Origin of the sequence: Duncaniella muricolitica (assembly GCF_910574735.1) — a bacterium.
Taxonomy (GTDB): Bacteria; Bacteroidota; Bacteroidia; order Bacteroidales; family Muribaculaceae; genus Duncaniella; species Duncaniella muricolitica.
In genome coordinates this window covers 1-12,772 of the sequence record NZ_CAJTCF010000049.1, presented here as the reverse complement: position 1 = coordinate 12,772, position 12,772 = coordinate 1, and the positions used below count along the sequence as shown (strand labels likewise).

The window sequence follows — 12,772 nt, the reverse complement described above, 5'->3', positions numbered from 1 at the left end:
CGTGAAAACAATTCTCAACAAACTTGGCGGAATACGCCTTACCACCGGCCGCTTCTTCGGCTTCTGGATTGCACTCTTTGCAATCGTATCCGCAATGACCTCCTGCTCGGATGACCTCGATGTCCAGCAGTCCTATCCCTTCACAGTCGATGTCATGCCTTACGGCGACAAGATTGTCAAGGGTCAGACCGTGGAGCTGCGCTTCGAGATCAAGCCGGAGGGCAACTATTCCAACACCCTCTATACCATCCGATATTTCCAGTATGACGGTCAGGGCACCCTCAAACTGGTCGATGGTCCCGTGCTGGTCAACAACGACCGTGTGCTACTGGAGAGTAAGACCTTCCGTCTGAACTACACCGCCCGCACCTCGGAAGCCCACAAGTTCCTTATCGTGATCGAGGACAACTTCGGCTCGACGCCGTGGGAGCAGACTTTCGAGTTCAACGGCAAGAGCGGTGACGATGACGGCGGCGATACTCCCGGAATCATCGGACCGATTGTAGGACCCGTAACCCCGATCATCCGATGAGAAAAATTCTGATATTCCTAATGGCGATAGTGGCCGTCACGGTCACTTCGCCGGCTTTCGCCGCTAAACGAAGTATTATGGAGCTGCCGCTCTTTGAGCGGGCAGTTCTGATAATCAAGAAATTCGAGACGCTCCACAAACCGAAGCACTGGCCCTATGTCGGCTACGGACATCAGGTTCAGCCGGGCGAGCCATACCGCCGAGGCGTCCAGCTCACCGAAGCACAAGCCGATGCGTTGCTCCGAAAAGACCTCGCCAAGTTCTGCGCCATGTACTCCAAATATGGCAAGGACTCCGTTCTTCTCGGCGCACTCGCATACAACTGCGGTCCCGGGGTAGTCAACAAATCCACCGTCCTGAAGAAACTGAAAGCCGGCAACCGCGACATCTTCAAGTCCTACACTGCCCACTGCCGCTACAAAGGCAAGAAACATAAAGGCTTATACACCCGTCGCCTGACCGAGTTCGCCGCACTTTTCATTCCATAAATTCAATCACCCGTATGACTCTGATGCCATGCGGGTGATTGTGTGTTTATACTGTAGCCATTCTAACTGGGGCAGTGTGAATATTAGTTCATCCTTATTATCCTCCGGAATATTGTCAAGTGGAATCCTTGCAATCTCTCGAATATATGTGCTTACTTTTGTCAACTCTCAGTAGATTGCTAGCAGCTGAGATAAAGTGGTGAATAAGACAATTTATTTTTGTTTGGAGTTTTTTTTTGAGAGGATTTTATGTTTTAGTTCGGAATTTATTATTAAATTTGCCAGATAAAGAAATTGACAATGGAAAAAGACATAAATCGAATTAAAGTGGTTCTTGCAGAAAGAAGACGAACCAACAAATGGCTCGCTGAGCAATTGAATTGTGCAACTACTACCGTTTCCAAGTGGTGTACTAATAGTTGTCAGCCTCCTATAGAAACATTTATAAAGATTGCTGAATTATTGGAAGTTTCTTTAGATGAATTAGTAAGAACCGACAAAACTTTAACTAAATCCAACTCATGACTAATCCCATCACATATAATCTTTCCTTCACGGCTGGCGCAGCAATGCTGATGGAAACTCATGCTATCGCACAGGTTTTTATGGAGTGCGACGGCAATTGGGCTACCACTAAGAAGCGTGTGTTTGATGAGAATGTCATGCAAAAGGAGAAATTGTCGTCGACATCACGTTATTTTGCTTTGATAAAGCAGAGATTGGAATGTCTGACGTCCGATGAAATCAATCTTCTGGTAAATTCTCCGGTCGCCATCCAGCGACAAATGGTTCTTTTGGCTATCTGTAAGGCATACCGTTTCATTTACGATTTCATTAATGAGATCGTACGAGATACATATTTTAATCGCTACGAAAAAATTTCAAAGACATCTTTCAATGAATTTTTCAATGAAAAAAAATATGAACATCCCGAACTTGAAAAGGTGACAGAAAAGTCTGTCGGAAAGATGCGTCAGGTGCTGTTTCGTATTCTTGAACAAACGGAACTGATTGAAGATACAAATTCCGGACTGATACGTCGACCGTACTTAAACAACTCCGTTGAGCAGGCTATTGTTAAGGACGACCCCTTGCTCCTGGCTGTTTTTCTATATTCCAACTCCGAGATTGAAAGTCTCGCAAATTGAATTGACAGTATGCAAATGGATTTAGACAGAACTTTTGAAACCCTTTTCAATCTGCTGAGTCAAAAAGATTTCGGAGACAAATTGGGTGGAGAGATACCTCTCTTCATACAACCGTTTAATCCTGATAATCAGCTTCAGATTGAGGAACATATTGACCGCCTCATTTCTCGGCTTGACCGCAAAGGAATCATTACGCTTAAAATCAATCTGTTTGAACTCACCGTTCAAATTCTCAAGGAAGAAGAAATTCTTGATGCGATAACGGAAAATGAGCAATCAATTCCGAAGAATGACTTGATCGCCACATTAGATAGCGTTCTCGATATTCCATCAGTAATCATACCGAAATTTCAGGAACTTATTAGAAAACATCATCCTGACTATGTGTTTATTTCAGGTGTCGGACATGTCTATCCCTTCATCAGATCCCATGGTATATTGAATAATATGGACGAGTTGACAAATGATTGTAAACTGGTACTCTTTTTCCCCGGCGATTATAATAATCAGCAACTTAAACTATTCGGTTTAGTTCCTGATGAAAATTACTATCGAGGTATCAATCTTAATGAATTAACGCCCAATCAATAATGAAACAACAAGACAGCTATACACAAGACATCACAAGAGAAATTGATGGTGTTATAAAAGCAGAAAGCGACAAGGACTTAGGTAAGGAGGTCTCTGAGTTTGTCGTTACAGCTGAACTTATGCGTCCGGGGTTACTCCCTAACTTATTTAAGGGTTTGGAGCAGGATGGATCTAACAATTGTATTTGGATTTCCGGTGATTTCGGTAGCGGTAAATCGCATCTGCTTAAGATTCTCTCCTATGTGCTTGAGAATAATCTTGAAGTCGATGGGGAAAAATGCGCCCGCATTTTTGCGAAAAAATGTTCTCAAGACTTTGAACTTGAGAAAGCAGTAAGGGATGCATGCTCAGTTCCTACGGTCAGTATCCTTTTCAACATCCAGAAGAATCTGGATGCGATAGCAAAGAATGCCATTGATCCCGTACTGGCTATTTTCCTGAAGATGTTCAACAAGCGACTGGGCTATGATGAAAAGAAACCAGCCATCGCTGAGATTGAACGTTATTTCGAGAGCCAAGGGAAATATGAGTGGCTAAAGGAGGAATATCGCTCTCGTTACGGTAAAGAGTGGACTGCCGAACGCCCCTCAATCTATCTCAAACTTGATAAATTGGCCGCCATCTTCGCCGATATGGAAAGTATTGACCAAACGACGGCTCTCTCAAATCTCAAAACACAGATAGACAATTATACCATTGACACTGACGGTTTCGTCAAGTTAGTCAAGGATTATCTTGATAAACGTTCCGGTACGCGCCTCATATTCTTTGTCGATGAGGTTGGACAGTTTATTGGCAATGACGTGCATCGCATGCTCAGCCTTCAGACAATAGCGGAGTGCCTCGGTGATATGTGCCTGAATCGTGCCTCAATCATGGTTACATCTCAGATGGACATGAATGCCGTGATTGGTGATCTGACAAATCGTCAGAAATACGACTTCTCACGTATTATGGCCCGATTTAAGCCACTGACGCTTACTAGTGCCAACGCCGACGAGGTCGTTCATCGCCGTCTGCTGGAGAAAACACCCGAAGCAAAAGGATTACTGGAGCATGAATACGAGAAGCATCATAATATTCTGAGAAGTCTTTTCCAATTCGGAGAGGATAGCCAGTTCAAAAGCAACTATCGCTCGGCCGACGACTTCGTGATCAATTTCCCGTTTGTCGACTATCAGCTGAATCTCATACAGCAGAGTATCATAAACCTGAGCAAGAATAACGCATTTGCCGGAGAGAAGAACTCGGTCGGTGAACGGTCACTCTTGGCAATTGCCCATGATGTTGCAAATCTCTACAAAGATTGCGACATGACCCGTATTGTTCAGTTCAGTGATATGTATGAAGGGTTAGAGAGTCAGCTCCAGACGAAAATCAGGAGTGACATTCAGCAGGCAGAAAGAACTCTCGGTGACGAACTTGCTCTTAAGGTTCTGAAAACCTTATTCCTTCTTAAATATGTCGCAGGATTCCCTACAACTGTGGATAATCTGACTAAACTACTGCTACCCACGGTAGATGCTGACTTCCAACAGCTCAGATCCCGGGTTCAGGAGGCTCTCAACAAGCTCATGCGCCAGTCGTATATCGAGAAAGGAGCGAAGGACGATTATCATTTCCAGACGAACGAGGAAAAAGACATCGAGAATGAGATCAAGAATCAGGAACTGAGTCCTGATGCCGTAAGCCGCGAGTTGATGAAGATGTTCCGTGACGAGATATTCTCGGACAATAAAATATCCTTATCACCGAAAAAGGTGTTCGGTTTCGGACGTTATGTTGACGACCAGAAGGATGGCGGTGGCGAATCGGATATCAATATCCATTTCGTTACACCCAATTCCGGGCTTAACATTACAGATGTCGAGGCGATGCAGACCTTCTCTTTCCAGCATCCCGGTCATTTGTGTGTCGTTCTCCCGCCCGACCAGTATCTGCCGGAGGATCTTTCAATGTTTAAGAAAGCCGACAGTTGTCTTTCCCGACTCTTCAATTCCGGAGATGACGGCACATACCGTCAGCAAATTATCGCAGATAAAAGACAGATCAACCGCCGCCGCCGTGAAAACATCGTTACACGCCTTACGGAAGGAACCAAAGTTGCCCGACTTTTCCTCAATGGTACGGAAATAAATGTCCGCGCTTCTGAGTTAAAAGCCCGTCTTGTTGAAGGCATGACCCAGCTTATCAAGCAAGTCTATATCAATCTTGAAATGATTGATGTGGATTTCGACGATGATATGCTCAAACAAATTATCAATGAGCAGAACACCGGATTCTGGGGAGGCACAATGGATGCTGCGATGACAGAGGTTTTCAACAAAGTCAACCGTAACAAGAATCTAAGTATCCGCTCCATTGTCGGTGAATTGGTCAAGGATTTCAAAGGTGGCACCTACGGTTGGTATGAGATGGCAACCCTCTGCGTTCTCGTCAAGCTCTACAAGCTTGACAGAATATCCTTCCGGAGTGGTGGAAACACTGTTGACGAACGTGATTTATATCGTTCGCTCACTAACAGCAACTCTCGTCAGACTCTCATTGTAGATGTGGAGGAGACCATATCCCAATCGCAAATCTCCACTCTCAAAAAGCTCTATCGCGACCTTTTTGACGATGAGACATGCATGGTGCAAGGCGCAAGGGAGGTGCATACAGCCTTTATTCAGAGACTTAACTCTGAAATTCAGAACGCAAGAGAGGCTGCACGAAACAACGTCTATGCTTTCGCAGAGCCTCTCGCCGGATACATCACTGCTCTTACTGAACTGTCAAGGCTTGTATATCCGGGACTATATAGTAAGAAGGAGGAAATTGAAGATGCAATCGACACAAAGGAAGATAAAGTTGAACCGATACTAACGTTTATCGATTCTCCTCAGTTCTCAATTTTCAGCAACCTCAATCAGTTGTTGACGGGTAATCAGGCAAACCTTACATACGTCGAGCCGACTCTCATGACTACTTTGACGGATATTCACAAAAGTCCGGAGCCTTGGAAGCGTATGGAGGAAGCTAAGTCTACGCGCGCCAAGGTCAACGAGGAAATTTCTCGCAGACAGGAAGAAGAACGGACAAGGGCTCTTGCTGAAATATCCTCTAAACATGAAACAGTCAAAGCACTTCCGGCTTATGAATCCCTTAAACCGGATCAGCTTCGACAGATAGAGACTATCTTCACTGCGATGGAGGAAGGTGTAAGGCAGGAACGATTCATAGGTAACTTGATTGCTTATTCGGCTCAGGTTTTTGACCGTTACAATACATGCCTCGATACTATCAACCATTGGGTTGACGAGGCTAACCGAGCCGCTGCTGCATCCACCGCGGCTTCATCGGGAACCGGATCCACCGGAACCTCATCATCGGCATCGGCTTCCTCATCTGCCTCACGTCCTATTAGACGGGCTGTCAATAAGCAAAAGGCTTTTGCTGTAAACTACCAAAAAACTATGCTTGAAACCAAAGAAGATGTGGATGATTACCTCGCCGCTCTTCGTACACGTCTGATGAAACTGATTGACGAGGACACCAGCATCATGTTAAACTAATAGTTTTTAAACAGCAATGCCAATCAATACTGCAAGGCTTAAAACCTTCGCCCAGAATACAAGAGCAAAGCTCGTCTCGCTGATTACTACGAAGCTGCATTATCTGCTGACAGCGGATAATGCGGAACTTCGTGGGTGGGAGAATGAAATCAAGCGATTACGCCAGGAGATAGACAGAAGAGGTGAAACCAACGTTGTAGAAGAAGTCGCTTACACTTGGTTCAACCGCGTCATGGCACTCAGATATATGGATGCCAAGGAGTTCAACTCACCCATGATAGTCACTCCGGGAGAGGGACAGACTCGTCCCCAGATTCTCGAAGACGCTATGGCGGGAATATTCGATGATTCCTTGAAACTCACTCCGGAAGTAAAACTTCTTGAAGGAGCGGCATTGTATCGTCGGTTGCTTATCGCCGTCTGTCAGAAAAACTATGAGACAATGCCTTTCCTCTTTGAGCATCTTTCGGATTATACAGAACTTCTCCTCCCGGATGATTTACTCTCTGAGCAAAGCTTCGTTACAGACATTCGTAAAGGTATGTCGGTAGAAGATTGCCAGAATGTAGAGATTATGGGGTGGCTCTATCAGTTTTATATAACTGATAGGAAGAATGAAGCGGAGCGCAATAAATGGCGTCGCGGAGGACTGAACAGCGAGGAACAGGCAGCTGCAACCCAGTTGTTCACGCCTCATTGGATAGTCCGCTATATGGTGGAGAACAGTCTTGGTCGTATTTGGATGGCTCTGCATCCAGAAAGCAGGCTCATTGAAGAAATGCCATATTATATTGCTCAGGTAGAAGGACAAATTGATGCAATACCGAATGACATTAAATCGGCATCTGACATACGGTTTCTCGACCCTTGCATGGGCAGCGGACATATCCTTGTGTACGCATTCGACCTGTTTGCAAAGATGTATGAGGAGGAGGGTAAAGAGAAAAAGGAGATTCCGACACTGATACTTCAGAACAATCTCTTCGGTATTGACATAGACCCGCGTTGCTATCAGTTGGCAAGCTTTGCGCTGACAATGAAGGCCCGCGACTACTATCGCCGCTATCTCCGTAACCCGGTTGGACCTAATGTTATAGCTTTGCAATCCATCGACCATGAGACTATTGCATCAACCGGATCATGGCCTGCTAAATCATTGGTATGGCAGATGGAACATCTTGACACGATAGGCTCGCTCCTTAAAATCACGCCGGAAGAATCAAATGCGATTAGCGTTGAAGAAGGCATCTTCGGAACTCAGCAGAAGCTGATGAAAACTCAGGCGGAATATCTGTCACGCTCTTATCATTGCGTTGTCACCAACCCACCGTATCTTGGTAAAGGAAAGGGTGATTCATTAAAATCATACATTGAAATTCAGTATCCTAATACAAAAGGAGATTGCATGGCTACATTCATGGAGCGTAGTATTGACTTCTGCGCACATGGTGGGAAAATTGGTATGATTAACCAAGATAGTTGGATGTTTACTGTTACCTATGAAGATTTTAGAACAAATCTATTGTCATCGGACATTCATATTGATTCTCTTATACATCTCGGCCCACATGCTTTTGCAGAGATTGGGGGAGAAAAAGTTAAGTCTGCTACATTTGTATTGGGTAAGCATCTATCGGATGTAAAAGGTTTGTACATAAGCGTATTTGATACAAGAAATTCCATAGAAAAAGAGAAATTAGCAAAGGAAGCAATTACTAATCATGATTGTAATTGGGCTTTCATTGTATCTCAAAATAGCTTTCATTCAATTGATGGACAACCTATTAGTTTTTGGGGTACAGAGGCAATATACGAAACCTTCTCAAGGAATCGTCCGTTGTCTGCGGTCTGCAAGCCTACACAAGGGCTTGCAACCGCAGACAACGGACGATTCCTCCGCTCATGGTTTGAGGTCGCATACAGAAAAATAGGTATTGGTTGTAAGTCTATTGCCGCGAGCGTAGCGAGCGGTAAAAAATTTTTTCCATACAATAAGGGGGGGAGTCCTCGTAGATGGTATGGCAATCAAGAGCTTGTTATTAATTGGGAGAATGATGGTAGCGAAATCAGATCTTATAAGGGCGCTGTCATTCGGAATCCATCTTTTTACTTCAAGGAATGTATCTCTTGGGGGCTTATTTCAGGTCCTAAGTTTCGATATTTTCCCGAAGGATTTCTCTTTGATGTACAAGGAATGAGCTGTTTCTATGAAGACAAAGAACAATTAAATCGAGAGATAGCGTGGCAAAACACAAAAGTCTTCAACCAAGTTTCTAAGATTATTAGTCCTGCTGGACATATTCAAATTGGGGAAATTGCAAAAATGCCATGCTGCGATAATTCACCAGACGGAATTGAAAGAATTGGTGAAGACTGCATAGCAATTTCCAAGAAAGACTGGGACGCTCATGAAACCTCATGGGATTTCCAGACCAATGAACTTGTGCGCATAGGTATGGAGAAAGATCTCGATTCATTGCACTCAATTCTCGCATACTATAAACGTGAGTGGGAGGAGAAGTTCTTCCAGCTCCATGATAACGAAGAGGAACTCAACCGTAGATTTATTGGAATCTATGGGTTGCAGGATGAACTGACTCCTGATGTTCCTCTTGAAGAAGTGACCATTCTCCAAAAGGAGGAAAAGAACATTGTTGATGGCGAACTTGTCTGGAATGATTCAGCCATCATCAAGCAGTTCTTGAGCTACCTCGTAGGATGCTTCATGGGCCGTTACTCCATCGAGCGTCCCGGTCTGGTTATAGCAAATCAAGGTCAACATCCAGAAGATCTGGACTTCGTGCCTAAGGTTATCCCCATTGACGATGATGGCATAATACCAATCATTGAGGAAGCCGATTTCTTCGCTGATGACATGACTCAAAGAGTGGAAGCTGCCGTTGAATCGTTGTATGGCAAAGAGAAAAAGGAGGATAACCTGCGTGTGATCAGGAATGCCATCGGTATGGATTTGAGAAAATACTTCTTCGATAAATTCTATGCCGATCACCTGTCGACATATTCGGTCAAAGGTGCCAAACGTCCTATATATTGGCTTTTCACATCCAAGATGGGCGACAAACGCAAGAAAGGTTACTTTAAGGCTCTTGTCTATATGCACCGCATGGAGGAGGATACTCTTTCCAAACTTCATGCCGATTATGCTCTTCCATATCTACAGAAGCTCCAGCGTCAGCTGAATGAAGTGGAAAGCGAACTATCTCGTGATGACCTGTCTAACCGCAAGGCGATGGTGACTATGTCAGACAATCTTCGGGCAAAGATTCGCGAGGTGCGTGAATTCGTTGACGAACTGGCTAAAATGGCAAGTCACCGCCAGACCATAGATCTCGATGATGGCGTTGCGGTCAACTATCCCAAATTCTATCCTTTGCTGGAACCTGTCAAATTCCCTAAACCCTCCGACGAAGAATGAAACAAGAAATAGATATCCGAATTGAAGCGGATGAAGTAGAGACTGAGAATAACGAGAATTTGGAAATAATAACAAAGCCATTTTCTCCAAGTGATATTCGGTTATCAACTCCTCCGATGAATCTGGGAGATATAATCGATAGGATAAACTATAGATTTATTGATTTCAACACTGAGTATCAGCGCGAGAATAATCTGTGGTCAGATGTGCAGCAAAGCAGGTTAATAGAATCTGTATTGCTCGGACTTAGGTTGCCGGCCTTTTATTTTGAGGAAGTGTCAAAAAAGGAATGGCGCATAATCGATGGGTTGCAACGTTGCTGCGCCATAAAGAACTTCTGCGTTGACAAAAATTTGAAACTTGAAGGGTTGGAATTTCTGTCACAGTATCATGGTAAAGGTTTTGACGAACTTCCTTTTGATATTCAAAGGGATATGCGCATGTTGCCCGTGACAGTAAATCTTCTTGAAAAAGGGACTCCTGATGACGTAAAATATATATTGTTTAAACGATTGAATACCGGTGGAATTACGCTGTCTCCGCAGGAAATACGCAACGCCATATTCATTGGGAAGGCAATCGACATTGTTCAAGAGATGTCTGAATACAAGGAATTTCTTGATGCTACGTTAAATAAGATTCCAACGAGAAGAAAACAGTCAATGGACTTTATATCCCGTTTTATCGCATTTTATTTGCTTGGATACGAGTCCTATTCGGTATCCGATTTGGATAACTTTATAAATGAGGCCATGAAAGGGATAAAGGGAGGCCTCTTCGACCACAGGATAGAAAGTATGAAGAAAGATTTCATCAAGTCGATGCTTCTCGCATCTGAAATATTCGGTAACGATGCTTTCAGGAAAAGAGTGAGCAAGAATGATTCCCGCAAACCGCTAAACAAAGCATATTTCGAGGTAATCGCTGTAGCGTTTGCCAATCTTGATGAAGATAGCATTTCTAAACTAAAGGATAATAAGCAGATACTCAAAGATAATTTGATAAAAGAAATGCACGACAATGCATCGTATGCCAGTGCCTTCTCCGGAGGTACGGCATTGGTGGGATCTGTTAAGAAGCGTTTTTCCGTCTTCAATGAGATTCTTCGTGACAGTATAAACGGTAAAATAAGATAATGATGCTAACAAAACTAATAATATCAAATTTTAAATCGCATCTACACAGTGAGATTGACACTCGGAATCTCACTGTTTTGACCGGCATTAACGGATGCGGTAAAACGAGTTTGATACAAGCTCTGTTATTGTTACGACAGACTAACATGAAGGGCCGCCTACGTGATGGCCTTGACCTCAATACGCCCCTGTGCAAAATTGGCATAGGCAATGACGCTTTATGTCAATATGCCCCAGAAGGTAAACTTGAGTTTACCCTTCATACTGACGAAGTAGGTGTGCTCTCATTTCAGTTCGATGCAGATGTAAAGGCATTGAAAGATTCTTTTCTAAAGAAATTGTCATACAGCGATGATGTAAAACCGGAAAATATTGAAAAATTATCTCTTTTCAACAATAATTTCCAATATATCAGTGCAGATAGATGGGGAGGTGTGAGCAACTTCCCGAAAGAAACCTATGCCGCAGAAACTCAACGGCAACTATCTTTGGAGGGCGGTAAGGGGGAACTGGTAGCTCAATTCCTCTATAAATTTGGGGGAGAGACTGTGACGGCAATTCCTCAATTAACACCAAACAGCGATATGAGCCTAATGGCCCAGGTAATATATTGGGAACGTAAAATCAGCCCTAATGTGACAATTAATGTTGAGCAGGATAAAGACGGTAATTCATTTGCCGTCATATATGGTTATTATGCATCGGGAGACAATAAGCCGTTGGATAATCTTAGAGCCGAAAATATAGGATACGGTATATCCTATACTTTGCCGGTAATTGTGGCTCTGCTTTCCGCAACTCCAAACTCATTGATCATAATCGAAAACCCGGAAGCACATCTACATCCCGCCGGCCAAGCAGAACTCGCAAAACTGATTACGTTAGTAGCCTCAAATGGTGTTCAAGTATTCATTGAGACACATAGCGATCATATAATAAGTGGCATTCAACTCGCCTGCAAAGCATACGAAAAAGACAATACAATGGGGATTTCCCGCGATGATGTCGCTTTATATTACTTCAAAAACGATTCTAACAACCGTTTGCATATTGAGCCAGTCAAAATACTTGAAACCGGCATATTGGATTATCAGCCCAAAGGATTCTTTGATCAGGCTGAAAATGATATGTTTCAATTATATAGGGATAATTGATGGCGCTGAATGTATATTTCCGGATTCTTGACGATACAACTCTTCCTATACTTGAAGAGCTAAGACGTTATAGATATAGGTCAATTAATTATTGGATTAATCCTATACATCTTCATGACTGTTCCCATATTGGATTGATAAGGAATCTCAAGCATATTACACACAACTCCATAAACAATGAGTTGACATGCTTTGATTGGAACATCAAAGAATGCTACATTCTGCCTCAAACGGATGGTTTAGAACATTTAGTGTCAAGGTGTATATCAGATGGAACTGAATTTGTGTGCGTCGACAATGGTAGTCATCCAGGAAATCAACTGGTACTATTTCAGGATGCCATTCATCTTGACAATTATCCAAATCAGTTTATAAAAATTCCATGTTTCTCTTCTTTTCAAGACTTAATTAATTATGCCATTGAGCACAATTGTTTCTCCTTTTCTTTGGCAGCAGATACTAATTTTGAGCGGACGAAATTCGTTGAACATGGAGAACCCGTGTACAGAGAAAAAAGCACGAATCATTACTGGTATTGGGACATTAGTGTCCACTAAAAAATCATAAGAGTACTTTGAAATTATTGAAATTCAATTTGTTGTGAGCGTTTTTGAGATGCGACGATTTGAAATTAACTTTGCAGTCTGAATCAGGCTGTTATGTTAAAAGACAAGTACGTTTTTGCTCAATTAGTCAAGTTCCTCGACAATGACAAGTTCCGTCATCTTGTGGA

The 12,772-nt window shown here is 43.2% G+C and carries 9 protein-coding genes; all 9 read left to right on the top strand.

Annotated features, from left to right (window positions below):
- The first annotated feature begins 10 nt into the window (after positions 1-10).
- On the top strand, positions 11-532 hold the full coding sequence (locus QGT73_RS11195) for a DUF3872 domain-containing protein (protein WP_280120707.1): 522 nt from the start codon (positions 11-13) through the stop codon (positions 530-532).
- Positions 529-1,020 carry a glycoside hydrolase family protein gene (locus QGT73_RS11190; protein WP_280120677.1) on the top strand — a complete coding sequence of 164 codons (492 nt, stop codon included), beginning with the start codon at positions 529-531 and terminating at the stop codon, positions 1,018-1,020. Before QGT73_RS11195 ends, QGT73_RS11190 begins: the two co-directional genes overlap by 4 nt.
- A gap of 300 nt (positions 1,021-1,320) precedes the next feature.
- Positions 1,321-1,545: a helix-turn-helix transcriptional regulator gene (locus QGT73_RS11185; RefSeq protein WP_280120678.1), complete on the top strand. Its 225-nt coding sequence runs from the start codon at positions 1,321-1,323 to the stop codon at positions 1,543-1,545.
- Positions 1,542-2,168, top strand: a complete 627-nt coding sequence (locus QGT73_RS11180) for a DUF1819 family protein (RefSeq protein ID WP_280120679.1) — start codon at positions 1,542-1,544, stop codon at positions 2,166-2,168. Before QGT73_RS11185 ends, QGT73_RS11180 begins: the two co-directional genes overlap by 4 nt.
- 15 nt (positions 2,169-2,183) lie before the next feature.
- Positions 2,184-2,759, top strand: coding sequence for a DUF1788 domain-containing protein (locus tag QGT73_RS11175; RefSeq protein WP_280120680.1), 576 nt, complete (start codon positions 2,184-2,186; stop codon positions 2,757-2,759).
- On the top strand, positions 2,759-6,313 hold the full coding sequence (gene brxC / locus QGT73_RS11170) for a BREX system P-loop protein BrxC (RefSeq protein WP_280120681.1): 3,555 nt from the start codon (positions 2,759-2,761) through the stop codon (positions 6,311-6,313). Before QGT73_RS11175 ends, brxC begins: the two co-directional genes overlap by 1 nt.
- A gap of 16 nt (positions 6,314-6,329) precedes the next feature.
- Positions 6,330-9,749, top strand: a complete 3,420-nt coding sequence (gene pglX / locus QGT73_RS11165) for a BREX-1 system adenine-specific DNA-methyltransferase PglX (RefSeq protein ID WP_280120682.1) — start codon at positions 6,330-6,332, stop codon at positions 9,747-9,749.
- Positions 9,746-10,885, top strand: coding sequence for a DUF262 domain-containing protein (locus QGT73_RS11160; RefSeq protein WP_280120683.1), 1,140 nt, complete (start codon positions 9,746-9,748; stop codon positions 10,883-10,885). Before pglX ends, QGT73_RS11160 begins: the two co-directional genes overlap by 4 nt.
- Positions 10,885-12,039 (top strand): DUF3696 domain-containing protein, encoded by a 1,155-nt coding sequence (locus QGT73_RS11155; RefSeq protein WP_304651364.1) that lies wholly within the window; start codon positions 10,885-10,887, stop codon positions 12,037-12,039. Before QGT73_RS11160 ends, QGT73_RS11155 begins: the two co-directional genes overlap by 1 nt.
- Positions 12,040-12,772: the final 733 nt, after the last annotated feature.